The sequence below is a fragment of the Streptomyces zhihengii genome (genome assembly GCF_016919245.1).
Lineage (GTDB): Bacteria > Actinomycetota > Actinomycetes > Streptomycetales > Streptomycetaceae > Streptomyces > Streptomyces zhihengii.
Genome location: NZ_JAFEJA010000002.1, coordinates 2,212,508 through 2,236,910 on the forward strand (window position 1 = coordinate 2,212,508; position 24,403 = coordinate 2,236,910).

General features: G+C 68.9%; 20 protein-coding genes and 2 pseudogenes. 14 read left to right on the plus strand and 8 right to left on the minus strand.

What is annotated here, in order from left to right:
• Positions 1-528 precede the first annotated feature (528 nt).
• The 6 genes and pseudogenes from JE024_RS37125 to JE024_RS37150 form a co-directional block, all read left to right on the plus strand.
• Positions 529-900 carry an ATP-binding protein gene (locus JE024_RS37125; protein WP_244883652.1) on the plus strand — a complete coding sequence of 124 codons (372 nt, stop codon included), beginning with the start codon at positions 529-531 and terminating at the stop codon, positions 898-900.
• Positions 901-2,135: 1,235 nt separating this feature from the next.
• A complete protein-coding gene (locus JE024_RS37130; RefSeq protein ID WP_205378227.1) occupies positions 2,136-2,585 on the plus strand; it encodes a hypothetical protein in 450 nt (149 codons plus the stop codon).
• A 678-nt stretch (positions 2,586-3,263) separates the two neighbouring features.
• The gene (locus tag JE024_RS37135) at positions 3,264-3,968 is read left to right on the plus strand and encodes a class I SAM-dependent methyltransferase (protein WP_205378228.1); all 705 of its coding nucleotides are present in this window, start codon (positions 3,264-3,266) and stop codon (positions 3,966-3,968) included.
• Between the two features lie 312 nt (positions 3,969-4,280).
• The gene (locus JE024_RS37140; RefSeq protein WP_205378229.1) at positions 4,281-4,523 is read left to right on the plus strand and encodes a DUF8825 domain-containing protein; all 243 of its coding nucleotides are present in this window, start codon (positions 4,281-4,283) and stop codon (positions 4,521-4,523) included.
• Positions 4,520-5,533: a DNA polymerase Y family protein gene (locus JE024_RS37145; protein WP_205378230.1), complete on the plus strand. Its 1,014-nt coding sequence runs from the start codon at positions 4,520-4,522 to the stop codon at positions 5,531-5,533. Before JE024_RS37140 ends, JE024_RS37145 begins: the two co-directional genes overlap by 4 nt.
• A gap of 233 nt (positions 5,534-5,766) precedes the next feature.
• Positions 5,767-5,925: pseudogene (locus tag JE024_RS37150) on the plus strand (restriction endonuclease); the annotation flags it as partial.
• A 463-nt stretch (positions 5,926-6,388) separates the two neighbouring features.
• On the opposite strand, the gene JE024_RS37155 reads toward JE024_RS37150, so the two are convergent.
• Together JE024_RS37155 and JE024_RS37160 are read right to left on the minus strand one after the other, a co-directional pair.
• Entirely contained in the window at positions 6,389-6,859 is a 471-nt protein-coding gene (locus tag JE024_RS37155; protein WP_205378231.1) for a MarR family winged helix-turn-helix transcriptional regulator, read from the minus strand.
• Between the two features lie 715 nt (positions 6,860-7,574).
• Entirely contained in the window at positions 7,575-8,237 is a 663-nt protein-coding gene (locus JE024_RS37160) for a hypothetical protein (RefSeq protein WP_244883514.1), read from the minus strand.
• A 709-nt stretch (positions 8,238-8,946) separates the two neighbouring features.
• Here JE024_RS37160 and JE024_RS37165 point away from each other — a divergent pair.
• The 7 genes and pseudogenes from JE024_RS37165 to JE024_RS37195 all read left to right on the plus strand — a co-directional run bounded on the left by JE024_RS37165 (position 8,947) and on the right by JE024_RS37195 (position 16,225).
• Positions 8,947-10,140: a PP2C family protein-serine/threonine phosphatase gene (locus JE024_RS37165; RefSeq protein WP_205378232.1), complete on the plus strand. Its 1,194-nt coding sequence runs from the start codon at positions 8,947-8,949 to the stop codon at positions 10,138-10,140.
• Positions 10,141-11,000: 860 nt separating this feature from the next.
• On the plus strand, positions 11,001-11,351 hold the full coding sequence (locus JE024_RS37170; RefSeq protein ID WP_205378233.1) for a MerR family transcriptional regulator: 351 nt from the start codon (positions 11,001-11,003) through the stop codon (positions 11,349-11,351).
• Between the two features lie 656 nt (positions 11,352-12,007).
• Positions 12,008-12,898: a helix-turn-helix domain-containing protein gene (locus JE024_RS37175; protein ID WP_205378234.1), complete on the plus strand. Its 891-nt coding sequence runs from the start codon at positions 12,008-12,010 to the stop codon at positions 12,896-12,898.
• A gap of 240 nt (positions 12,899-13,138) precedes the next feature.
• Positions 13,139-13,672 (plus strand): GNAT family N-acetyltransferase, encoded by a 534-nt coding sequence (locus JE024_RS37180; protein ID WP_244883515.1) that lies wholly within the window; start codon positions 13,139-13,141, stop codon positions 13,670-13,672.
• Positions 13,673-14,037: 365 nt separating this feature from the next.
• On the plus strand, positions 14,038-14,826 hold the full coding sequence (trhA, locus tag JE024_RS37185; RefSeq protein WP_205378236.1) for a PAQR family membrane homeostasis protein TrhA: 789 nt from the start codon (positions 14,038-14,040) through the stop codon (positions 14,824-14,826).
• 41 nt (positions 14,827-14,867) lie between these two features.
• A pseudogene (locus JE024_RS37190) lies at positions 14,868-15,473 on the plus strand (RNA-guided endonuclease InsQ/TnpB family protein); the annotation flags it as partial.
• Between the two features lie 392 nt (positions 15,474-15,865).
• On the plus strand, positions 15,866-16,225 hold the full coding sequence (locus JE024_RS37195) for a hypothetical protein (RefSeq protein ID WP_205378237.1): 360 nt from the start codon (positions 15,866-15,868) through the stop codon (positions 16,223-16,225).
• Between the two features lie 114 nt (positions 16,226-16,339).
• Here JE024_RS37195 and JE024_RS37200 read toward each other — a convergent pair whose 3' ends face one another.
• From JE024_RS37200 to JE024_RS37225, 6 genes are all read right to left on the minus strand, one after another.
• Entirely contained in the window at positions 16,340-16,642 is a 303-nt protein-coding gene (locus tag JE024_RS37200; protein ID WP_205378238.1) for an SCO5918 family protein, read from the minus strand.
• 52 nt (positions 16,643-16,694) lie between these two features.
• Positions 16,695-17,099, minus strand: coding sequence for a CBS domain-containing protein (locus JE024_RS37205; protein WP_205378239.1), 405 nt, complete (start codon positions 17,097-17,099; stop codon positions 16,695-16,697).
• A 44-nt stretch (positions 17,100-17,143) separates the two neighbouring features.
• Positions 17,144-18,655, minus strand: a complete 1,512-nt coding sequence (locus JE024_RS37210) for a DEAD/DEAH box helicase (protein ID WP_205378240.1) — start codon at positions 18,653-18,655, stop codon at positions 17,144-17,146.
• Between the two features lie 308 nt (positions 18,656-18,963).
• Entirely contained in the window at positions 18,964-19,167 is a 204-nt protein-coding gene (locus JE024_RS37215) for a cold-shock protein (protein WP_205378241.1), read from the minus strand.
• Positions 19,168-19,877: 710 nt separating this feature from the next.
• Complete coding sequence (locus JE024_RS37220; RefSeq protein ID WP_205378242.1) at positions 19,878-20,381, minus strand: hypothetical protein; 504 nt, start codon at positions 20,379-20,381, stop codon at positions 19,878-19,880.
• Between the two features lie 603 nt (positions 20,382-20,984).
• The gene (locus tag JE024_RS37225) at positions 20,985-21,749 is read right to left on the minus strand and encodes a GNAT family N-acetyltransferase (protein ID WP_205378572.1); all 765 of its coding nucleotides are present in this window, start codon (positions 21,747-21,749) and stop codon (positions 20,985-20,987) included.
• A gap of 210 nt (positions 21,750-21,959) precedes the next feature.
• On the opposite strand from JE024_RS37225, the gene JE024_RS37230 reads away from it, so the two are divergent.
• Positions 21,960-23,336 (plus strand): IS1380 family transposase, encoded by a 1,377-nt coding sequence (locus JE024_RS37230; protein ID WP_205377879.1) that lies wholly within the window; start codon positions 21,960-21,962, stop codon positions 23,334-23,336.
• Positions 23,337-24,403: the final 1,067 nt, after the last annotated feature.

Below are 24,403 nucleotides of genomic sequence, written 5' to 3' on the forward strand. Positions count from 1 at the left end.
TGCCCGGGGTGGGGGCAACGCCCGAAACCCAAAGGAGCCGGGCCTTGGCGGCACCGGCTCAGTCTCTTGTCCGCCCAGATTGACACACCGGGCGCGCTCAGTGCCAGGACGAGGCCCCGCGAACGAGCTGCCTACGCCCGCCCCGAACGGCTCGCGCGGCGTCGCACCCCTCTCGGCCTGGCAGAACCCCGCAACTGCAAAGCTGCTGCGCGATGTACTGGATAGCCAGAAAACGAAACGATTAGAGTGCCGAGCGAAACCGGCACCGGCGGGGATATGCGCCGCCGGGTAGGCGTTCCGTAGATTCTTCGCAGCGCTGGGGGCGGCGCAGAACGTCTGTGCGCAGGTATCCATCCACGTCTGTGCAGGCGTGGGGCGGGTAGGCGGGGGACAGGACCGGGGGAGGGGACCACCATGGGCGACACAGAACCCGCAGTGCCCGCCGAAGGCAGCGAGGTGGGGTCGAGTGAGCCGGCGTTCAGCGTCGCTCTGGACGGTGAGGGACCGTGTATTTCCACCGCGCGCCGGATGGCCGCGGACTTCCTGACCCGTGTCCAGGCCGTGCACGGACTGCCGGTCTCCGACCGGGCGATGGACCTCACCCAGCTGCTGGTGAGCGAACTGGTCACCAACTCCTGCAAATACGCGCCCGGTCCGATCCTGCTGGAGCTGCGGATCGTCGGCGACCTGGTCGAGATCACGGTCTGGGACAGCGACCCCGTTCTGCCGATCGCCCGCGCGGCCGACCCCGCCCGAGTCGGCCAGCACGGCATGGAGATCGTCATGAGCGTCGCGCAGGCCTTCGAAGCGCAGCGCCAGCCCGTCGGCAAGAGCATCACCGCCCGCCTCGCCCTGCCCGACGACCCGGGCGGCGCCGTCACCGGACGCCTGCCCCTGTAGCGAGGTTCCTTGCGCCCCATGGGTGAAACCCTGGCGCGGGAGGCGACACGGGTCTTGCCCTGCGCCCCTGTTGGCGGCCCAGGGGAGACAGTGGGATCGCAGCCTGTGCCGTCTGGTGTGAGGTGCGCGAGGGGGCTGCGTCGTGGGCTCCGGGGACGGCCGTCACACGCCAACCGGAGCCCACGAAATCCCCACCTCGGGGCAGTGCTGTTGTCTCAAACCGGCGCGAAGGACTGCCGAAGCGGAGCGCCGACGCCAGCCCGCGGTATCGATCATGACGGGCGGGACTCAGTGGGTCGGCGCCGACGAGACGGTGCTGGACGCTGCCCGCAAGGTGAAGGACCTCGGCGTCGGGGCCTGCCGGTCTGCGGTGCGGCCGCTAGCAGGACGGCGAGGCGCTGGGAGAGCGACGGCGCCTTCCGGGCGCCGCACGGCGAGCGCCAGCGGCCGGGACCGGACCCCATGGAGGCGACGACGATCAACTTCCCGGTCTCCTCGTGCCGGATCCGGCACGGGTCGCGCGAGCAGCCCCGGTACGCCCCGTCGGCTCGCTTCGCGATGATGCTCCGACGTCTTGCGCCTGGAGGGTGTTGTACTCGATCTGCTGACGGGGCAGCAGACGGGCCGGGACGCGTGATTCCCGGTTCGTGGGTGAGGGGTGGACCTTCTGCTATCGGGAGGAGCGGCGGCCGTCTCCAGGTATCAGGGCTCAAACCACCCGATGGTGCTCACCCGCGGCATTGAGGCGGAAGGTTTCCTTCTACCGGGTGTGCGCGGGGAGCGGAAGCACAGGCGCCGCGCATGGCTCATCGAGCCTCAAGGAAGGAGTGCAAGCGGCCGGGCCGCTTTCACTGGCACGGCGGCGTGCGCCCTGGCGCTGCATGGTCCGCTGCCGCCCCATACCCGGGGGTGCGGCGGTGTTGAAAGCGGCTGCCCCCGGGCGCCACCGCGGAGCATTCGCTGCCTCAGTCAAGCTCCCGTTTCACCGGGTTGAGCGGGTTTCACGGCCTCGGCCTTTCGGGCGGATGAGCGGTGGGCATGTCAGTGATGCGCGGCACGATCACCCCCACCCTTTGCCGCAGTCGCCCGCCACACGCCGCCCCTGCGGGGCCTGGTGGGCATGCGCTGCCCTCCCTGACCGTCTGCGGGGACGCCAGCGTGCCGCGCCGCCCCACTTTTTCTGACGGTCTGAAACCGGGTCAGCCACCGCGGCGACAGAACAGAAGGAGCATGACATGGCACCGATCACTCAGATCCGGGCTCACGTCGAGACCGCGGACGTCGGCGGAGCCGGCAGCGACAGCTGGATCTACCTCGGCGTAGGCGGCAGGGAGTTCCTGCTCGACCTCCAGGGCCGCAGCGACACCGGCCGCGCAGCGGACGACACCTACTACTTCGGCGAAGGCACCAACGCCGACAACGCGGAGTACAACGACCCGCGCAAGCCCCAACTGGACACCGACGACCTGGCCCACTTCCCCGTCTACCTGCGCATGGAGACCTCGGGTAGCGAACCGCCCTGGTGCATCGAATGGGTTTCGGTCACCGTCAACCCCGACAGCCGCGACCCCCGCCGCTACACCCACCCTGCCCTGCGCCCCCACAGCGAGACCGGCCGCATCTGGCTGGACGACCGGTCCGGCAAGGCCCTGTACCTGCGGCCCGCCAGCCGCCACCAGGACTGAACCAGGACCACACCACCACAGCGCCCGCCAGGCCACGAAGGACCGGCTACCACGGGCACAAAACCAGAACCGGCGGGCGCCTTCCCGCGTAGAGGGAAGGCGCCCGCTCATGCCTTCTGCGTCCACCGCCTCCTGTACCTCGCTCGCCCACGCTCAGACCCGCCTTCCCCCGACGAGCCCGGCTCGTCGTCAGCCTCCTCTTCGATCTCGTCGCCGGCGCCTGGCCCACGATCGTCGCCGACCGCCGACCGCCGACCGCCGACCGCCGACCGCGTCTGGGGCCCGCACCCCCAGGCACTGGCACGACGCACCCACCCCACCAACCCGGCGGCCCGCGGTCAGATCTCGGTGGAGCGCTGGCCGTGGCACACGGTGATCGAGATGGTGATGCTGCCGAACGAAGGGCCACCGCGATGGTGGCGGTCGGCGCGGCGGCGCCCGGCCCGTGGGGCGCAATGGGTTGTCTGGCTGATTCGCTGCACGCGGGTGTCCCCGCTCAGGGACCGCAAGCTGACCTTCTGAGCCGCTACAACTTCACCGCCAGCGTTCCGGCCGCTCCCCGGCAACTTCGACCAGCAGAGCACGAGCAGGCTCCGCCACTGTCCCGCCCGCCACGCATGGCAGCGGCTCAAAACGCGTCCTTGATGCCCTGCGGGCCCCGTCGCTACCGTCCGGCGGATGCCGGACTCCTACGCTGACCTGTCGCGCTACTACGACCTCGTCATGACCTCGGGGTACTACGACTACGACGCCTACGCGCAAGCCCTGCTGGCCCGCATTGGCACCCGCAGGGACGTACTGGAGCTGGGGGTAGGCACCGGACTGGTCGCCGACCGGCTGCTGGCCCTGGGACCGCGGGACCTGCGCCTCACCGGCATCGACCACACCGACAGCATGCTGGCCCAGGCCCGCGGCAGACTGGGCGACCGGGTGACGCTTCGCCGTAAGGACATTCTGGACATGTCCCTGCCTTCGGCGTTCGATGCCGCGTACTCGATCGGTGGCGTCTGGTACATCGTCGAGGACGGTGAACAGTCCTGGCTGAGCAGCCACCTCATGGAGGAGGAGGACAACGAGACGGCGCTCGCCAACCTTGCCGCCGCCGTCCGACCCGGCGGGACTCTTCTTCTCTCCGTCCAGGGCCCCCACCGCCGCGCAGGCCGGTCCCTGCCCGGAGGACTGCACTACACCCAGCACGTGGCGGTGGACGCGCAGGGCCAGCACACCAAGGACTACTTCATCGAGGACCAGGGAGTAGTTCTCGCACACCAGCGCCTTCGGTTCCGGCTCTTCCCCCAACCGGCGGCAGACAAGATCCTGCAGCGGTGCGGATTCCACTTCCAGGATCGTGATGACGTGCTGTGGCAATACACCCGGCGATAGCAGGGCAGACACAGCAGCCAACAACTGCCGTGTCCCTGCCGCGCCCGGCCTCGTTGGACCGATGTACGGCCAAGCCTGGCGGGCTCCGCCGTACTGCGGCGGGGCCCCGCCCGGCTTCGACAACTGCCGGGGCCCCCTCGCCCCTTCCGCCGGACGCGGTGATCGTCATTGCGGCGTGCCGGTAGTCCCGGCCGCGGCCCGCCGACGAGGAGCAGCGCCGACGCGCTGAGGCAGGTCTGGCCCTCGCGGGTGCGTCCCCGGGGCCGGCTCCCGGATTGGCCCATTAAATCGAACAAGTGTTTTACTCGGGGTATGACGCAGACCCGGTACCCGCACGAGCTGATCGAGACCCAGCAGGATCTGGACCGGGCATACGCACGCCTCGTCCGGCCCGCCGGCCCGGGTGGCAGCACGGCACTGCGCCGGCGGGTCATCCGCCTGTCGGCCCAGCTCCTGGCCCACCCGTACTGGTCGAGCGAGGCCAGCGCGGGCGCGAGTCTCGGCGAGCTGCGCGCCCAGGCCCGCGAACACGCGGCGGGAGGCGGATCACCGTGACGGAGCTCCACCGCAGCCCGGTGCTGCTGCACGTCAGGTGCCCCCGCCGTATCGACCCCGCCGCGTACCGGCAAGTGGTCGAGAGGGCCCAGGACGTAACCCCGCAGGTTCAGGTCCTGCCGCCCGCCGCGCTGATCGCCGACGTCACCGGCAGCCTGCGCTACCACCGGCGCGGCCCCGCAGACCTCGCGCGGATGCTGCGCACCCGGGTCCTCGCCCACAGCGGCATCCCGCTGCTCATAGGCGTCGGCCCGTCGTGGTCCGTCGCGGCCATGGCCTCCCGCGCGGCCGCCACCGACGCCGCCGAGGACGGGGGCGTGCTCGCCGTCGAACCGCAGAACGTGACCGCCTGGCTGCACCCGCAGCCCGTCCGCGCGCTGGACGGGATCGGCCCGGCGCAGGAACGCACCCTGACCTCCTACGGCGTCCACACCATCGGCCTGCTCGCCCACCTACCCGAAGCCACCGTGCAGCAGCTGATCGGCGGCCGCGCCGGCCGCCTACTGCGCGAGCGGGCCCGCGGCCTCGACCACCGCACCGTCGTCGCCACCGACCTGCCCCGCAGCACCAGCACACAGCGCCGCCTGCCGGCCGACACCCTCGCCCCCGAACTGCTGCGCTCCGTGGCGCTGTCACTCGCGGTCGAACTGGGGGAGCGGCTGCGCGGCCGCCGGCAGGCAGCCCGCGCGCTCACCCTCACCGTGGGTTTCGCGGGCGGCAGCCAGATCGAGCGCAGCCGCCGCCTGTCGCTCGGCGCCTCGGCACACACCGACGACCTGCGCGACCTCGCCTACGACCTGCTCGCCTCCCTCGGCCTCCAGCGCGCCCGGGTACGCGGCCTGACACTGCGCTGCGACGACCTCGTCGACGCTGCCACCGTCGCGGAGCAGCTCTCCTTCGAGCCGGAGCGCGCGCACCGGCTGACCGCGGAGAAGGCCGTCGACCGGCTCAACCAGCGGTTCGGGCCCCGCACCGCCGAACCTGCCGCCACCTACCGGCACGCCGGATGACGAAGGACCGGGCCGTGCGGCATCTGCCTCCGGACGCCGACCGGCTCCGCGTCCTGGAGCTGTGGCTCCAGCTGTCCCTCCAGCGCGTCCGGGACCGCATCGCCGACCCGGGGCGCCAAGAGGCTGAGCGCCGAGCGGCAGGTTCCGTGCCTCGCGCCGGATCCGGACGGCGATCCGCTGCGACGCCCGCGCGGCGCAGGGCGGGACCGGTGAGGTGGCAGCGGAGGGGCGGCGACGGACGCGTCACGGCACCAGCCGTCGCCTTCGCCCAGCAGCAGCACCTCCATGTCGTCGACCGCCACACCCTCGCCCTCTGGGCAGCCAGCTCACGCCCGCTTTGGGAACTCCTGCGCGCCGTTCCCCCGCCCCGCGGACCGACGCCCCTGACCTGAGTCGCCCGATCACGGAGCGCCGGACGAAGGCTGCGACTCGCGCGATCGGTAAGCGTCACACCCTGCTGCCTACCTGTGACGAATGCGCAGCGTTCCCGCGCTGCGTCTCTCGTCCTTCAGTAAGACAGGCTGGCCGGACTCTCAGGCTCGCCATGTAGGCGCGGTGCGCTGCCTCGTGGGCTCGGCGAACCCGGCGGAATAGTCAGGGCCAACCCGGCTTCGCTGTGCAGCGGCGGGGCCCTGCCCGCCTTCGACAACTACCTGGGTCCCGTACCATCAGACGCGGGTGATCGTGACAGGCGAGCCTTGTGGCCCGGTCAGAACCTCGACAAGGAAGCCAGTCGTGATGCTGATGATGGTCTGGCCGTCGTGAGCGGGCGTCGCGGCCCGGCGCCGGTCGGCACTGGTCCCGCGGTCGAAACCGCGCACCGGTGTGACCGACGACCACGATTGACCGAGCTCATCACCTCCGGGCTTTGCCGCGGGCCCCGACGGCGTGCCGCAGAGCGGTGAGGCCTTCGAGGAGTGCTGCGTGTGCCGAAGCAGGCATCGCCTCGACAGCGTCGAGCAGAGCGTTTCGACGGCGGTCGCGCAGCTCGTCCAAGCACGCTTGGCCGCGATCGGTAAGGTGCAGCTCCATGCGGCGCCGGTTGGTGTGGGCGCGCTGCCGGCGGATCAGGCCCAGTGCTTCCAGCCGTTCGCACAGGCGGCTCACAGCCGACGGAGCCGAACCCAGTACTCCTCCCAGTGCTCGCTGGCTGATTGCCGTGTCGCGTTCGAGGGCGTACAGGACGCGCAGCTGGGAGACCGAAACCGCGGTGGGGGCCAGCGATTCCCCGCCGCCGTCCCACATGATCTCCAGCAGCTCGATCGCCTCGCACGCGGCCACGGCAGTTGCCTCAGCGAGATGTTCGACAGCAAGATCTTCGTTCATAACGCAGGCCAGTGTCGCATCTGTCCCGTCTGGCGAGAAGCGCGCGTGGGCTTCAGCGGATGCTGCCCGCGGCCCGTCGGGCCCGCGGGGGGTGCTGAGCACTGCATACCCGCGCGCGCCGACGATGCGCTCGCCCCGCACTTCCCGCCTGCCGACCGCGCTGCCGTCGGCGGGCGGACCCGCCGACGGCAGCGCGGTCACACAGTGAGCTGCTCCGGGCCCAGCCACTGGCGCCGTCCTGTCACGGGCTGCTCCCCGGTGTGCTCGCCGCTGGGATCACGGTCGTATAGCTACGACGCTGGCGTGGTGCCTGATCCGCTCTCTGCTGGGGCTTTGGCGCGGGCGGGCTTCGTGGAGCAGGCACCATGGGTCGACAGTCTGCGTGTCCGGGCGGGCGACGATGGCGCGCTGGCGGGCTGGCAGCCGGGTGATCGACTGCGTGCTTCGCGCGACCTCAAGCGGCCGCAGTAAGGAGGCGCCTGGCTCTCGCCTTCATCCGGTAGCCCGACGGCTATCACCTGCTTGCGTACGCTGCGGTGAGGCCAAGAACCAGAACCTGTACGGGACACAGATGAGATGCGACGAGGCAGGCCATCGAACCGCCCCTTCCCGCTCGGCCAGCATCTTTCCCACGAAGAAAGGGCCACCCACAGCCGGAGACCTGGCTACCGTGACAGAGAGGGACCGGAGGCAGCCACATGGACGATCCTGAGCCTCAGACGTAGGGGCTCGGGGAGTAGTACAGGGTCTCCGGGCTGTCGGGGACCGGGCTGTACTGCATGGGGTTGTGTCGGCGGTGGCGGCCGGACTGGCTCGTGTCGTATGTCGGGGCCTTCGGCGTCAATAGTCCTTCGGCGGCAAGCACCTGCGCTCGCATGAGTAGGTCCTTCGAACTCAGGCCGAGCTCTTCCGCAACGGTTTGGACGTCAAGGCCGGATTGCCAGCTCCACTGCAGTACAGAGTCCATCCCGGCCGTCCAGGTCACCGTGGCAGCCGAAACACCACTGTCCACCAGAGGCGAGGGGAGGGGCGACTCTGCGTCCGCACGCGGATGGGGCACGGGGGCGCGCACCGCTTCCGCGTGAAGTTCCCACTCGGGATCCGTGACGGGCACAGGCGGCTGAGAGGACGCTTCGGCAGGATGGCTCACGGGCGGAGCCGGATGCGCGGTCGTCTCGGTAGGCTGGCTGAGCAACTGGTCAGCGATGACACGGGCGTCCTCCTTGCCGACCGTGCGGCGCGCGACCCGTACCTCGCGCTCGTTCAACCCCATCAGGTCCGCGACAGCAGCGTCACTGCCGACCGTTACGGCAAACGCAGCCAGGACTCTCGTCCGGCTGACCAGTGCCTCGTCCATCACCGCCTGTGCCTCACGCACTCGGTCATCCGTGCTGCAGAATGCCTCGGCCAGCAGCGTGTTGCGTTCCCATAGTTCACGTGGCTCCACATAGCCACCAACGCTTCATGCCTGTTTGCGACACTCAGTAACGTCCACGTCACCCGAAGAGCTCATCAACAGCCCGAGGTGACAGTTGATCACAACACCCGATCGTCGGCGTCCGGTGGAAGCGCATCACTTTGACCCGTTGCCGTCGCTGCGCAGACGAGGCACGGCAGCGCCTGGCCCAAGCGTGGACGGACCGAGCCCTTTCGGGCCCGGCACTTTGAGGACGCCGCCGCCCGAAAGCCATGAGGGCGCACCTGGCAGAGCCGACTGCCACGCACCCTAGTGTCAATTGGCCTTCGGAACCGAGGCACGCGTCTGCCGCGGCCTCCGTGCGAACCCTTCAGGCCTCACGGAACCAGGGCCGCCGGGCCGGGCGCTCGTCCGTCTGCAACATCCTGATCCACCGATATGGAATGAGGGTTCCCAGCGCCGGTGCCGCGGTGCGACCGGTCCGCAAGGCGCTGACGCGCCTTGGTGTCCGCGTTACTCAGGTCAATCGTCCCGACAGCTTCGGCGGCGTCGTGAGGAAGTGATATCCCCTCCTCGGAGTGAAGAGGCGGACCAGGCACTGAGGTTCTCGTGGGTGTGTTGGGGTCGGCCGGGCGGGAAGAAGAGCCCACAATTCCGTTTGGAGGCTCATATGGCGAGTGATCGGATCGGGCTGGCCCAGGTGCTGGCGGAGGCCGCCGCTCCGGGGGACTCCCTTGACGTGGTGGCGCGTAACCTGCGGGACCGGTTCGGTGCCCTGTATGTGTCATTCCTGTTCGTCGATATCGTCGGTCGGCGGCTGCTGCGGGTCCACGACACCGCAGGTGCGCCCGCGGAGGACCGCGCCGAGCCGATCTCTCTGTCCGACAGCGGTGCCTACGACGAGGTCCTGCGCGACCAGCGCCTGGTCATGACAGCGGGTGGCGGAAATGGCCGGCGGGTCCTCGCCCCGGTGACGAACCGCGGCGACGCCATCGGAGTTCTGGAACTCTTCCTCACCGGCGATGTCACCCCGGAAGTCCTGGCCCAGGTGGAGGAGGCCGCGCACGCGCTGGCGTACATCATCGTGACCGACCGCCGGTTCACCGACCTCTACCACTGGGGCAACCGCACCACCGCGGTCAGTCTGGCAGCCGAGATCCAGCGCCAGCTCCTGCCCGCCGCTGCCTCTTGCGAAGCCCCCCAGTTCACCCTTGCGGGCGCCCTGGTCCCGGCCGCCACCATCGCCGGCGACACTTACGACTACAGCCTCGACACCCACACCCTGCATCTGTCCATCACCGACGCCATGGGCCACGACACGAACGCTTCTCTCATGGCCACCCTCCTCGTCAACGCCTCCCGGGGCGCCCGCCGAGCCGGCGAAGACCTCGCCGAACAGGCACGCCAAACCCACCAAGCCGTCGTCCACCACGGCAACCGCACCTTCGCCACCGGCCAGCTCCTGCGCATCGCTCTGGACGGCACCAGCGCCCAGCTTGTCAACGCAGGCCACCCACGGCCGCTGCTGCTGCGTGACGGCGCGGTCACCGAGGTGCGCTTGGCCGTGAACTTGCCGTTCGGTGTCGACCATCCCCGGCACGGGAGCTACCTGGTCCAGAACCTCGACCTGCGGCCCGGGGACCGGCTCCTGCTTTATACGGACGGCATGCAGGAGCGCGAGGCCGAAGCCGTCGACCTGCCGCACCTGCTGCGCAAGAGCGCTACCGAGCACCCGCGCGAGGTCGTACGCGCTCTGGTCGGAGCGGTCGCCGACGCTTACGACAGCCGTCCGCCCCGGGACGACGCCACTGTCCTGTGCCTCGACTGGCACGGCCCACACTCCGGGACCCTCGTCGACGGCTGACCCGGGCCCGCGGTAGAGAGGGGAACGAGGCCGCGTTCGGAGGCGGTCGCGTGGCCGGAAGCTTGCAGGGCCCGCCTTGCGTATGCGGACATCCGATTGTCTTCCACGACACGATCCCAAAATCTGTCGTGGCCGGAGTAGACATTGAGTGGTTGCGTGGTTATGGTTTCTCTCGTAGCCAGAGAGAGCGAAGGGCTCGGCAGAGACGAACTGCCGGGCAGCAGTACCCGCGGTGCGCGTGCAGGTGGTGCGCCGCTCAGCAGGACGGTGCGGTGGTGGAGTGTCGAAGCCAGAGTGGTTGCGGGACGGCGACGGGGCTGATCACCGGACCGGGTGGCCCGCAGTCACAGGGGCCGCCACCAGCAGTTGATGCAGTTGCAGAAGTACCCAGCAGTGAAGTCAGTGAGCAGCACCCTCGGTGAAGGCGTCGGCTGCGGACGCGCGCACCGGGAAGTCCGGCAGTGGGGTTCTAAGCCAGAGTGGTTGCAGGATGGGCAACGGGGCTGGCTGCCGGAGCGTGGCGCTTGGTCAGGCCACGAGCAGTGCCCGCAGGTCGCAGTATCAGCAGTACAGCAGTTCCCTGCAGGTAAGTAAGTTGATCACCAGAGGGAAGAACGGAGGAGTTGGGACGCCATCAGGATCGCCCGGACGCCACGCGAGTCCGGGTACCGCAGGACATCGATAGTGAGGTGGTCTTCGGTCAAGCACCGCGATCCCCGTACTCCCCGGCGCAGCTCAGCCGGGTAGGCGGCAACAGAGGGCCGGCGCAGTATCAGGGCCGGCAGATGGTGTAACTGTTCCTCCGGGGCCCTGGCGCTATAGGCGCCAGGGCCCCTCCACGCGTTGACGAAAGAGGTTCGATGACAGCAGACCATCCGATGGGCCCGCTCGGCGGCCGTCTGGACGACGACGACTACCCCGCCTACACCATGGGCCGCGCTGCCGAAATGCTCGGCACCACCCAGGGCTTCCTCCGCGCGATCGGCGAGGCTCGCCTCATTACCCCGCTCCGCTCCGCGGGCGGACACCGCCGCTACTCGCGCTACCAACTGCGCATCGCAGCCCGCGCGCGGGAACTCGTCGACCAGGGCACCCCCATCGAGGCCGCCTGCCGCATCATCATCCTCGAGGACCAGCTCGAAGAGGCGCAGCGCATCAACGCCGAGTACCGCCGAGCGGCCGGCACGGCCGGTCCGGAAGCTTCCTCCTGACGCCGTATCCGTTCCCGCAGTCCCGGGCGGCCCAGCACCTCCGTGCCGCTCAGGGATGTGCCGGCTGATTGCCCCTGGTGAGAGGGCGTGCGGACGGGTATCTCCTGCGCCAGCTGTCAACCGGACCTGGCCATGGCCACACCCCCAGGGCGGACGAGGTGGGTCCTGCGTCATCTGTCGCAAATGCTGCGAACTGTACCCGGTGCACTGGTCACTCTTTCTTCTTTCGCCCCCTGCGGAATCGGGCTGTCCTCTTACGACTGAGCGGCACCCGGGGCGGCGAGGCGGCGCCGGCCCCGGGACTGCTGCGGGCTCATCCTGGAGGCATGATGCGGCCGCTGCATCCCACAGGGCGCGGGGTGTGCCGTCGGTTTTGCTTCCTCAGAAGGGCCCGGCCGGACCGAGCAACCATGCTGTGAACGCGCGGGCAATGCCGGCGCAGGTGCCGCCGACGGCTGCCTGTAGGAGACGGAAGCGGTCGGCTGTGCTGCGGCGCGGTGATCCGGACATGGGTCTGCTCCTTCGTCGCTGGCGACCTCTGCCGCTGGTGCACCAACGTTGCGGCCCCCGAGGGGCGTTGCCGCAAGCGCAATCCGATTGACAGTTGGTGCAACGTCGGCAATGAGCCGAGAACAGTGAGAATGGCAGGGGGGAAGATGAGCACAGAGGACTTACCTGAGGTCAGCGAACTGGCGGCCGAGCTTGCAGCCCTGCGGGACAAAGCGGGCATCTCGGGGAACAGGCTGGCCGACCGGACAGGGCACGACGCGAGCAACATCTCCCGCTACTGGAAGGGAGAGCGCCACCCTGACTGGGACACCTTTGTGCTCCCTCTGATCGCAGCGGTCGAGGAGTGCCAGGAGAGGCCCCTGGGCGAGAGAGCCGTGAACCGGCTGCGCACGCTCTACGACGCGGCAGAGTTCGCACGCCAGGGAGACAAGGGCGTCCGGCTCAGAGCCCGCTACACCGAACAGACCAGGCGCCTGGCCGAGCACAAGTCCAAACTGACCCGCATCGCAGTGGCGACCGGCGCCGTCATCATGCTGGCAATGACAGCCATGCTGCCGGAACTGGGCAAGGGGATGAAGTTCGCTAGCGGCGACGCTCCCCACAGCGACCACAGATGCTGGAAACCGCCCGTCCCCAACAGCACCATCAGAACCTGCGAACTTCACTCGTGGTGGTGGAACCTGCCACCCGACGCTGCGAAGACGGCCGCGTTCCACCTCACCACCCGCGGCGACACCCTCGAACTCGACGGGACGCTCCGATTCGACGCGCCATGCGACGCGGCCGTGCGATGGACCGTCACCGCCAAGCCGGACCGCATCGCCACGGCACCACTCAGCACCGGCACCCTGACACCCGGCGACCAACAACTCATCTACGAGCCGTTGCGCCGCGACCTGAAGGAAGTCATTCTCACCGCCCATCGCACCGACTCCCAGTCCTGCCCGGCCACGCTCATCTGGGCACGCCCCGGCTCGCTTGGAGCCTATGCGTCGGCCGTTCGCCCTCAAGCACCCCCCGACCAGCCATCCCGGTAGGTGCGCTTCCCGAGTGATCAACGAGCTCGAAGCTGTCGAGGCGAGACGACGGTACTGCCGTGTCTGCGAAGCGGGGTGTCGGCGCAACTGGTCGACGTATCCCACCGGGTACAGCCGAACGTGCACAGGTTCAAGGTGGCGCTCGGGGACGGATCTCGGTTGTCCCGCATGCCGAGCGTCCGGGATCGGCGCCATGTCCCGTGGCACGACCGCTCGTTTGCCCGTGAGATGGTTGCTCTCATGACTGTTGGCACGCCGGGCAGCGAGGTTCTACTCGAGACGAGTCGGCTGCTGCTCAGAGCTTGGCGGGTAGACGAGGCTAACGTTCAGCGTGAACTGTGGACCGAACGTGATCCACGAGTGCCGCCGCACCGCCGCATTGATGCGGACGGACACCCCACGGTCGCGGAGCTGGAGGATTCGATCCGCACCGACATGGTGTGGTCGACCGGGCTGCTGGCGGTCGAACGGAAGGCGTCTCGTGATGTCATCGGCTATTGCGGGCTGGTCGACAGCGGGCGAGGATCGGCAGGGGAACCGGAACTGGCATTCGAGCTGCTACGTCGAGTCTGGCGTCAGGGATACGCGACCGAGGCCTCGTTGGCGGTTCTGGATTGGGCGCGATCGTCTGGGTACGAACGTCTGTGGGCCACCGTCTGGGACTGGAACACTGCTTCTCGCCGAGTGCTGGCCAAGGTCGGGTTCACCGAAACCGACCGGAAGGAAGCGGACGCGGTACGCGGGACCACCTTGTTCACCACGAGACGGCTCTGACCTCCTTCGGTGGGCGGTCGCCGAGGGCGGTGGACCCCTGGGCCGGCTGTGGGGCGGACGCGCCGGGACGGGGGCGATTGTCGACGGCCGAGAGGATCTGACCGGCCAGACGGGTGCCTTCTTCAGCCAGCGAACTCAGCACGAAGTCTTGATGGTGGCGGGTAGCCGGTAGAGGGAGCCTGAGGTCCTCCGCGGGTCCGACCGGAAGCGTTCTCCGCCCTCGGTGGGAGCGGGGAGCACGGCCGGCAGTCCGAGGAGGTGCCGGTGGTCCGGGGCAGACCTCGGGCAATGCTCCTGCGGGCAGGCTTCTACCATGGGCACGTGGTCGGCAGTGACCCCAACAGTCCAAGGCAGGAAGGGAAGCAGTGTCCCGCGACGACGTCGAAACCGGCGGTGTGTCCTCCGCACCGGCGGTCGGAGGTCGGGAGGCAAGTGATCCTCCCTCCGGATCGCACCATGACAAGGCCGACAGGGGCTCCCGCCCGGTTGCCGACCTGGTCGAGCGAGCGGCCGATCTGGTGGAGCCGATCAAGCCGAGGCTACGAGGCTGGCTTCACGCAGGAATGGTCCCTGCATCGCTGGCCGCGGGCATCGTCCTCATCTGCCTGGCGGGGACACCGCAAGCCACCCTAGCCTGCACCGTGTACTCCGTCACCGCCTGGATGCTGTTCGGGACGAGCGCCGTCTACCACCTCGGCACGTGGGGACCACTCGGTGAGGCCGTTCTGCGTCGCCTCGACCACGCCAACATCTTTCTGATCATCGCCGGCACCTGCACTCCGCTTGCCGTGCTTCTTCTCGCCCCCGACCAGCGGTCCGCCCTGCTGTGGATTGTGTGGACGGGCGCTCTGGCCGGCATCGCCTTCCGCGTCCTGTGGGTCGGGGCTCCCCGCTGGCTGTATATCCCCTGCTACCTGGCCCTGGGCTGGGCACCGGTGCGCTACCTGCCCGACTTCCTCGAAAGTGGTGGGACGCCCGTACTCACCTTGATCGTGACCGGCGGGCTTCTCTACAGTGCGGGCGCGGTTGTCTACGCCCTCCAGCGCCCCGACCCCTCGCCCGGCTGGTTCGGCTTCCACGAGGTCTTCCACGCCCTGACCGTGGCGGCCTTCACCGCGCACTACATCGCCATCTCCTTCACCGTCTACCTCTGAGCTTGGCCAGTGTTCCGCCCTGAAGGACTCCGCTGAGTAAGGAGACCGAGCCCGAGGCGCTGCCCGCCACGGATGCAGCGGTCGGCATCGACCTGGGTCTGACCCACTTCGCGATCCTCTCCGACGGCACGAAGATCGAGTCCCCGCGCTTTTTGCGCAGGGTCGAGAAGAAGCTGAAGAAGGCACAGCGGAACCTGAGCCGGAAGGCGAAAGGCAGCAACAACCGGGCCAGGGCCCGGATCGCGGTCGCCCGCGCCCACGCACGGACCGCCGATGCCCGGCGCGAGATCCACGACCAGCTCCCCACCCGGCTGATCCGCGAAAACCAGCGGTCGCGGTAAAAGACCTGGCAGTCAAGGGCCTCGCCCGCACCCGCATGGCCAAGTCCGTGCACGACGCCGGATGGTCGGCGTTTACCACGATGCTGGAGTACAAGGCCGCCCTGTACGGGCGCAGCTTCCACCGCATCGGACGCTTCGAGCCGACTTCGCAGGTCTGCTCACGCTGCGGCGTCAAGGACGGCCCCAAGCCCCTGCACGTCCGGACGTGGGCATGCGGGGCTGTGGGGCGCACCTGGACGGGACATCAACGCGGCGCGTGTAAGACCGGGACTCATCCCGGCACAGCGCGAAGAAACAGGAACCCACCCGAAGCACCAACCGGGCATCCGGCAACCAGGCGGGAATCTTAGTCCCCTTTGGGGCGGAGAGGATGTCAATGAGCCGCGCTACCCGTCGCCCTCACAGTGGGCGCCCTTCGCAGGGCCAAGTGCGCCGGTGCCGAGCTCGAAGCACAGGCCTTGGAGGCCGACCGGGCCGTCATCGCCGTTCACGACTCCAGCCCCCCGCGCGCCGCGTATATGCACCCCTTGACCTGCGTGGCGGTACCAGTGGATTCGGCCGGCCCATGGCCGACCGTCTGGCCCTAGCGACCGCGGTCACCCGTCGGGCCTCCGGCTGGAAGACCGTCGTCCCGTCCTTTCGACCGGTAGCACTACCGGTCGAAAGGACGGGACGACTGGTGCATAGAATCGTCTCTCATGTCGAAGCCTGACGAGCTGCTCGTTGACGTTGCCACCTTGGTGGAGTCCGGGCAGAGCAATCAGATGTCCCTGACCGTCGTTACTGGTGGCGCTGTCATCACCGGCCGGCTGGCTCCCGAAGCCGTGTGGAGGCAGCGGGTGTCGGAGGTCCTGACGGATTCCGCCCGCCTGGGCGAGTTCGCCGCCGTCTTCACCGGCACGACGCCCCAGGAGGGGCCGCCCGTTCATCTGCACTTCCATATGGCCCGCATCCTCCAGGGCACAGTGGGTATCCCGGAGACGGGTGGGATGTACCGCGTCTCGATCGCAGATGTCAGTGCCTGGACCGTGGGCGACTTCAGCTACTCCGACCGCTGACCCGGCGTCGCGTAAGAAACCCTCGGTAGGCGGAGGGGCCCGACCGGCGTGTGCCAGTCGAGCCCCTTCTCGCTGTTCGGGTGTTGGCTTGCGCAAATCCGGTCCGTCAGTCGGTCACCAGATGCCGGGCATCGCAGAAGCCTGCTGGAGAGGGCTGACGTCATGCGGGGGAGTGGAGGACCGGGGAAGGCTGCGGCAGGTGAACCCGAGCTGGGTCATGGCCCGGAGGACTTCGCCGGCGCTGAAGTCGCGGCGGTCCTGACCCGTGATGACCTGACCGACCTGTTTCGCGGGGTAGGTACGGCGGCCGATGGTCACGGACTCGCCGACGACTTGCTCGGGCCTGACGCCCTTCATCGACTCCAGGACACCGCTCCTGGTGAGGTCGAACGGGAATCGGGCGATGACACAGCGCATGTTGCCTCACAGGAAGAAGAGAGGGGGGACGGTCGCTCCGCGGTGAGACGGTTCAGTGTGCAAGGGGGACGGCGCCCAGAGCGCCGCCCTGCTTGTCGACGACCGGCAGGGCATCGAGTCTGCGGTGGCGACGCGCGTTCTCGGCTTCGGCCATCGTGGTCAAAGGCGAGGCGAGCGGCCTGCGGTCCCCCAGGAGATCACGTAGACGGACCTGGTCCGTGTACGCCGCGCTGTCGCGGACGGTGGCGAGCCCGGCATGGGTGACCAGCCCGGTGCACACGCCGTCCTCGTCGCAGACGAGCAGATGACCCGCGCGGGCACTGGCCATGACAGCCAGGGCCACCTCGACCGTCATGTCGTCACAGACCTGTGGACCGTCCGCCTCCATCGCCTCGTCCACGGTCTGGTGCACAGGGTTGGCGTTCGCCGAGCGGGGCTGCATCTGAACCAGCGTCAAAACGTACCTCCTGCAGAATGGGCCAGCTTCTGGTCACGTGCTTCTCAGGCCGCCGCATCGAAGGCGGGCTGCGGCACGTTCACGCCCCGGGCCGGCGACAAGGACCGACGCCTGCCACGGGAGGCCGAACGGCGCTTGGCGCGTTCGACGACCGGTGCGGTGATGACGACGGGGACGCCGGAGGGCGCCTGGGCGCCGGTGATGCGGTTCAGGGCCTTGTCGCCCGAGCGGACCTCGGTGGTCTGCGGGGTGATGCCGGCGGCCCGCAGGAGGCGGGTCATGTCGCGGCGCTGGTTGGGGGTGACCAGGGTGACGACGCTGCCTGACTCGCCGGCGCGGGCGGTGCGGCCGCCGCGGTGGAGATAGTCCTTCGGGTCGGTCGGCGGGTCCACGTTCACGACGAGGTCGAGGCTGTCGATGTGGATGCCGCGTGCGGCGACGTTGGTGGCGACCAGCACGGTGACGTGCCCGGTCTTGAACTGGGTGAGGGTCCGGGTGCGCTGGGGCTGCGACTTCCCGCCGTGCAGGGCGGCCGCCCGGACACCGCTGTTCAGCAGGTCCTGAGTCAGCCGGTCGACGGCGTGCTTGGTGTCCAGGAACATCATGACCCGGCCCTCGCGCGCCGCGATCTGCGTGGTCGTCCGGTGCTTGTCGGCGCCGTGGACGTGCAGCACATGGTGCTCCATCGTGGTCACCGCGCCCGCCGAGGGGTCCACCGAGTGCACGACCGGATCGGTCAGGTAGCGGCGGACCAGCAGGTCGACGTTGCGGTCGAGGGTGGCGGAGAACAGCATCCGCTGACCCTCGGGGCGCACCTGATCGAGCAGCGCGGTGACCTGCGGCATGAAGCCCATGTCGGCCATCTGGTCGGCCTCGTCCAGGACGGTGATCGCGACCTGGTCCAGCCGGCAGTCGCCGCGGTCGATGAGGTCCTTCAACCGGCCAGGCGTGGCTACGACGACCTCTACACCTCCGCGCAGCGCTCCGGCCTGCTTGCCGATCGACATGCCGCCCACAACCGTGGTCAAGCGCAGCTTCACGGCCCGGGCGTAGGGGGCGAGGGCATCGGTGACCTGCTGAGCCAGCTCGCGGGTCGGCACGAGGACCAGAGCGAGCGGCTGGCGGGGCTCGGCGCGCTGCCCGGCGGTGCGGGCCAGCAGGGCGAGGCCGAAGGCCAGGGTCTTGCCGGAGCCGGTACGCCCGCGGCCGAGCACGTCACGGCCCGCAAGGGTGTTGGGCAGGGTGGCACCCTGAATCGGGAACGGCACGCTCAAGCCCTGCGCGCCGAGGGCGGCCAACAGCCCGGCCGGCATGGCCAGGTCGGCGAAGACCTCGACGGCGGGCAGCGCGGGAGTGATGGTCTTCGGCAGGGCGAACTCGCCCTGAACTGCGGCGGGCCGGCGGCCGTAGCCACCGGAGCGGGACGGGCCTGCGGAACGGCTCGGGGTCGACGATCCGAAGCGGCTGCGCCGCTGCGAACCGTCAGCGCCGAAGGCGGGGCTGCCGGTTCGGCTGCGGGTGCGGGAGGAACGGCCGTTCGTACGTGTGCGGTTCATTGAGAACCTTCCTTGACGCGGCACGTATCAAGGAATTCCCGCAGCGGAAACGCGACGCGGGGAGTCACAGGAACGAGCCGAATGGAATGCGAAAGCGACTTTGAATTGCAGATACCCTGTACGGTCGCATCCGCTGAGATGGGGTTGCGTCATAGGGACGCGAAACCAGAAGAACCGCGGGGTGAAGCGTGGAGCAGACGGTAATCCTGAATGCTGCGTAACGCAGGTGGCACCACCGCGGGAAATGTGCGTAGCTGGGGCCCGCACCCCTAGGGATGCGGGCCCCAGCTACGAAATGCGCGTCAGCGTCAAGCCGGAACGATGTTCTCGGCCGTCGGGCCCTTCTGGCCCTGCGCGACATGGAAGGTGACCTTCTGGCCTTCCAGTAGTTCGCGGGTTCCCTGGTCGGCGATGTTCGAGAAGTGGGCGAAGACGTCGTCGCCGCCACCGTCCTGCTCGATAAAGCCGAAACCCTTGGCCGCGTTGAACCACTTCACGGTTCCAGATGCCATGTCGTATCTCCTTAGGGGCAGTACACCAGTATCCGCACTGTACGGACACCGTGTCGCCGCGATGATGCCCCACCGGAAAATTGCCCGGAAATGTGAAGCACTCTACATGTGACGCGGACGTCGACTGGAGTGCTTGGAGTTTTTGGGTACCAAAACTGCAACCGAGACTGACAGTAGCATGCTGCAGCGGTTTGCGTGCCTGAAATCCTTCCATCACGCGCATCCTTTCTGCGGGGTCCGCTAAAGTCTCCGACCGCGGGCGCAGATATTGATTCCCGCCGAGTGTAGCGTTTCGTGAGCAGAGGCCACGTTTCCGCACCAGCCCCGCGGAACGACAGTGCGGTCTTCCCGCTCGATGTACTGGGTAAGTGCTGTGATGCCGGGTTCGAATGCCGAGGTCGCTCTGCTCCCCGACCTCTTGCCCCGCACCGTGGCGGAGGGCCTGCCTCTGCTGCCGACAGGGGGCGTACGCCGAGATGCTTCAAGCGCTCGCCCCAAGCCTGGGACGAGGCGCTGCCAGTCCTGCCTCAGCACGGCGGCAAAGCCGACATTGACGCTGCGGACCATAATCGCCGGTTCCACGACCGGCCAAAATCCCGCCCTCGCCTGCGAGCGCCCGACAGCAGTCCGCGGGGCGGCATAGGAGCGTTGCCAGTCGATGGGGCCCGTCTCTGTGTGACCGTGTGCGTCGACGCGCTCCTGCGGGCACGTCACACGGACACTGTCTCCATGATGCGCGCTGCCTGACCTTGCAGCCGTCTTCCTGCGCCGGCGCCGCCGATGACGAGCGCCAAGAGCACGAGACACGCCCGCAATTCCGAAGCCCGCTGCCGGCTGCTCCCGGTGCCCGGGTGTGTCAACCAACCCTGGGGGCCGAGCGGCACTTGCCGTGCCTCGCGGATCCGGACGGCGAGCCGCCGCGCCGTCCGCGCGCGGTGCAGGGCGGGATCGATGAGGTGGTAGGGGAGGCGCGCCGGTTCACCGTGGCGGTCCAATAGCGAATGCGCCTTGTCTGGCATGACCGGCTGCGAGAAGGCGTTGTAGGCGGTGTGCCAGGAGACCGGATGGCCCGAGGGCGGGCAGCAGATGTCCGCGAGCACGGTGGCCAGCAGATGGTGCAGGGCTTCGGATCCTGGCCCGCTGAGGAGAGTCTCGTAAAGGTCGCCGAGCCTGTGGTCGATGAACTGAGCTGCGGGGACGCGGCGCTGCGACACCGCTCCTCCTGACAGGAACCGTAGGCCCCGTCCCCTGAGGGCAGGGTAGGGCCGTGTGCCGACAGCGTTCCTCCGGCCGGTCCGCGGCGCCACCGTCCGTTGGCCAGTAGAACCGATTCCGCAGGGCAGCGAAGCCAGCCCGGCCGAACCACTGGCGCTTGAGGCTCTTGATCCGGTCGACGTGTTCCTCAACCACGGGGGAGTTCCAGACAGGGTGACCGGGCGGCCCGGTCCCACTGCGACTACATCGACACCTCCACCGAACCGTCTCCCTCACACGCGGGTGAGCATCGCGGGCAGGCCTTCCCGTGCCCCGGCGGAGGCAACACCACCGTCCCCGACCGCCTCGTCGACCCACACCAATCCCTCCGGGCTCGGTTGAGGCAGATGGGCCGCCACGGCGGGCGCGGCACCAGCTGCGGCCATCGAACCCACCGCCGGTAGCCCCCATGGCCATGTGCCTCGTCGTCATCACGCCTACAAGCCTTCGCTGGCCTAGGCATGTTGCGGGCCGGGTTTGCTGAGCCCGGTGCGGCAGATGACTCGAACAATGATGGCTGTGACCAGCTCAATCACGGGCGACGGACGGATGTCCGTGGAGTTTCAGGTGTTGATGGCGTGTTCGACGAACTGGCCGCAGGCGCGGAACCCCAGGCGGGAGTACACAGGCTCGCCGTCGGCCGACGCCTGCAGGACCGCGATGCCGTGGTCTCGCTCGCGGGCAGCGTGAAGGGCCGCGAGCGTGATGGCTTCGCCGTAGCCGCGCCGGCGGTGGGCGGCCAGGGTGGAAATGTTGTAGACGCCGGCGACTCCCGCGTGGTGGAACACCTCGGCGGAGCAGACCGGGTGATTCTCCACGTAGCCCACCAGGTACCGGGCCGGGCAGGTAGGGGCCAGCGCCCGGGAAGCGGCCCGGGCAAAGAAGTCGCGGACGGTTGCGGCGGGTGGATTCCAGTTCGCGGATAGGACCGTGGCGTAGTCGGTGAGCTGCTCGGGCGTAGTCACCGTTCGGATGTCCAGACCCGGGACTGAGGGGATCGGCAGGGTGTCGTCCAGCTCGGCCCACATTGCTGTCTCACGCTCGGACACCGGCAGACCGGCCGCGGTCAGGCGGGTGGTGAGGTCTGTCGGTGTCGAGGCAGGTCCCACCCACCAGGAGAAACTGCGGCCGGTGCGGGCCAGCGGCCCGACGGTCTCGGAGATACGGGCCGCGGCGTCGCCGGCAGTGAAGCGGGCCGCTGCGACGATGTTGAACGTGTCGTCGTCCAGGCCGCTGTCCGCTACCAGGAGGTCACCGGTCTCCGCGACAGTCGCACCGGACATGCTCCGGTGCAGATGGCAGGCGTGTTCCGCCAGATTCCGCTCCATCCTGTCCGTCAACTCGGCTTCATCGGGAAAGTAGTCATTCATAGGGGTCGATACCAGCATGATCGGGCGAAGACCGCATGTCAGTTTAGCCTCGCGCTTTCATGAAGCGGGCTGTCCGACGGGCGGTCAGGTAAACGAGAAGTGCCTCTGACCAGCAAGAATGAGGATTGTCGAGGTCCTTGTTCCTGCCATGCCGGAGGCACTTCCCAGGTGAAGAAGCGTATCGGGTCCTATCCACGCGTCCGCATCGAGGGCGGTGGTCGCGGAGTGGTGTCCCAGGCCGGGGCCGTGCTGCTGGTCGAGACCGCCCGCAAGGCCGGGCTGGACCAGGCGATATCGACGGCACTGACGCCGTGGCGACGTTCACGGGCAGTGCACGATCCAGGGAAGATCCTGCTGGACGTGGCACTCGCGGTCGCCCTGGGCGGGGACTGCCTCGCGGATGTCGGGATGCTGCGGGCCGAGCCGGCCGTGTTCGGGCCGGTGGCGTCCGACCCGACCGTCTCCCGGCTCGTCGACACCCTCGCCGCCGCCGGGCCGAAGGCCCTGTCCGCGATACGGGCCGCGCGGGCCGAAGCCCGCGAGCGCGTCTGGAGCCTGGCCAAAACCGCGGCTCCTGACGCGGGCGGGCAGGTGATCGTGGACCTGGACGGGGTCCTCGTTCTGGCCCACTCCGAGAAGCAGGACGCCACCGCGACCTGGAAGAAGACCTTCGGACACCACCCCCTGATGGGGTTCGTCGACCACGGAAGCAGTGGCAGCGGGGAGCCGGTGGCCGGCCTGCTCAGGCCCGGCAACGCAGGCAGCAACACCGCCGCCGACCACATCACCACCACCCAACTCGCCCTGGCCCAGCTGCCGAAGAAGTACCGGCGCGGACGCCGGACGCTGATCCGTACCGACTCAGGAGGCGGCACCCACGAGTTCGTCGCCTGGCTCGCCCAACGCGGCCGGTGGCTGTCGTACTCGGTCGGCATGACCATCACCGAGCAGATTCACCAGGCCGTCCTCAAGGCCCCCGCCTCGGCCTGGACGGCGGCGACCGAGCCCGGCGGCGAGATCCGGGACGGGGCCTGGGTCGCCGAACTGTCCGGCGACTGCCTGAAGGGCTGGCCGAAGGGAATGCGGCTGATCGTGCGGAAGGAACGGCCTCACCCCGGCGCCCAGTTGCGGATCACCGACGCCGACGGCCTGCGGCTCACCGCGTTCGCCACCAACACCACCGGCATCCCGATCGCCGCACTCGAACTGCGGCACCGCCGGCGAGCCCGGGCGGAGGACCGCATCCGTGCCGCTCGCGCCACCGGCCTGCGCAACCTGCCCCTGCACGACACCAAGCAGAACCAGATCTGGCTGGAGATCGTCCAGATCGCCCTCGACCTCCTCGCCTGGATGCCCATGCTCGCCCTGACCGGCGAAACCCGCAGGTGGGAACCCCGCCGCCTGAGGCTCCGCCTCTTCTCCGCCGCCGCCCAGCTGGTCACCACCGCCCGCCGCCGGCACCTGCGGTTCGCCCGCCACTGGCCCTGGACCCACATGATCACCGACGCCCTGGCACGACTCGAAGCCCTCCCGAACCCCGGCTGACCAGCGTGTTCCCGTCCCTGCGAGCAGCACCACCCCCGCCGGAGCCGTGGAACCCGGCGCCCACCCGACGCGACAGCCGGGCCATCAGCCTGACCACCACCAGCCCGAACAACCGAAACGGCCCGCCGAAGAAACCCACGGACCGTCACGAAAGATCGAGGTTAGGTGGCGCCACGCCGACGACCAGCGCTTCGATACATAAATTAGGGCGCTACGAACCTGGCGGGGAGATGGAGGGCCACTGCGATGATCGGAACCGTGTTCCGGAGTGAGGGCATGCCGTAGGGCAGCTTCGACTGCCGGGGGGAGTTGACGGCCCAGGCCTGCCCGGCCGGCACCATCGGCGCCCGTATTTCCGCCTTCGGGGCGGATTTGTGGCGCATGGACCTTGGTCCTGTGACTGTGTGGCATGCGTCGCGCCCGCGCGCTCGTACACAAAAGCCCGCGCAGCCCGGCGATCCTAACTGGAGCGCTGTCAGCTCTCACCCCTGCTCGACGGACGGACAACGCCCACCTGCGCCGGCGGGCGGACGGCGCCGCAGGACCCACGTGCTCTCCCTCTACTGGCCGGCGCGGACCGTTTCGCATCCAGCCGCAGGGTGAGGGAGCCCCGGACACAGGCGAGTGCCGCGACATCGTCTGCGTTGGCGTCGACTTCCCCAGGGGACTACTTCCCCCTGGCGCCGCAGTGGATACAGAGATGAACGGGCACGAGCTTTCAGAGGGGGGAGGGCATGGGCCTGTTTGCCGACTTCCTCGTCGGCCTGGGTGGGCAGGCCGACGAGCTGACAGGGCCGCGTTGAAACCTGCGAACGCGAACAGTCAACCGGTGGCGATCCACGCCCGGCCGCCGTTCATGACAGGGAACCCCCGCCCCGCTCGATGGGTATGACACCGGACGCCCCCGTCTGGCCGTCATGACTCCACAGGCCAGCCGCCAACGGCGCTATGCGGCAGCCTACTTGGCGAAGTCTGCCACGATGCCTGGAATCCAGCCTCTGCAGTGTGCCTTCATGCCCAACCGCCGGCCCCTCGCCGAGGCAGGCCGCCGCGTCCGCCCGTGCGCA

What these genes read in the sequence shown, in the direction of transcription:
- JE024_RS37125 (WP_244883652.1), top strand. Translation starts at nt 529, where the DNA reads ATGGCCGCGGACTTCCTGACCCGTGTCCAGGCCGTGCACGGACTGCCG.
- JE024_RS37130 (WP_205378227.1), top strand. Translation starts at nt 2,136, where the DNA reads ATGGCACCGATCACTCAGATCCGGGCTCACGTCGAGACCGCGGACGTC.
- JE024_RS37135 (WP_205378228.1), top strand. Translation starts at nt 3,264, where the DNA reads ATGCCGGACTCCTACGCTGACCTGTCGCGCTACTACGACCTCGTCATG.
- JE024_RS37140 (WP_205378229.1), top strand. Translation starts at nt 4,281, where the DNA reads ATGACGCAGACCCGGTACCCGCACGAGCTGATCGAGACCCAGCAGGAT.
- JE024_RS37155 (WP_205378231.1), bottom strand. Translation starts at nt 6,859, where the DNA reads ATGAACGAAGATCTTGCTGTCGAACATCTCGCTGAGGCAACTGCCGTG.
- JE024_RS37165 (WP_205378232.1), top strand. Translation starts at nt 8,947, where the DNA reads ATGGCGAGTGATCGGATCGGGCTGGCCCAGGTGCTGGCGGAGGCCGCC.
- JE024_RS37170 (WP_205378233.1), top strand. Translation starts at nt 11,001, where the DNA reads ATGACAGCAGACCATCCGATGGGCCCGCTCGGCGGCCGTCTGGACGAC.
- JE024_RS37175 (WP_205378234.1), top strand. Translation starts at nt 12,008, where the DNA reads ATGAGCACAGAGGACTTACCTGAGGTCAGCGAACTGGCGGCCGAGCTT.
- JE024_RS37180 (WP_244883515.1), top strand. Translation starts at nt 13,139, where the DNA reads ATGACTGTTGGCACGCCGGGCAGCGAGGTTCTACTCGAGACGAGTCGG.
- JE024_RS37195 (WP_205378237.1), top strand. Translation starts at nt 15,866, where the DNA reads ATGTCGAAGCCTGACGAGCTGCTCGTTGACGTTGCCACCTTGGTGGAG.
- JE024_RS37200 (WP_205378238.1), bottom strand. Translation starts at nt 16,642, where the DNA reads ATGCGCTGTGTCATCGCCCGATTCCCGTTCGACCTCACCAGGAGCGGT.
- JE024_RS37210 (WP_205378240.1), bottom strand. Translation starts at nt 18,655, where the DNA reads ATGAACCGCACACGTACGAACGGCCGTTCCTCCCGCACCCGCAGCCGA.
- JE024_RS37215 (WP_205378241.1), bottom strand. Translation starts at nt 19,167, where the DNA reads ATGGCATCTGGAACCGTGAAGTGGTTCAACGCGGCCAAGGGTTTCGGC.
- JE024_RS37225 (WP_205378572.1), bottom strand. Translation starts at nt 21,749, where the DNA reads ATGGAGCGGAATCTGGCGGAACACGCCTGCCATCTGCACCGGAGCATG.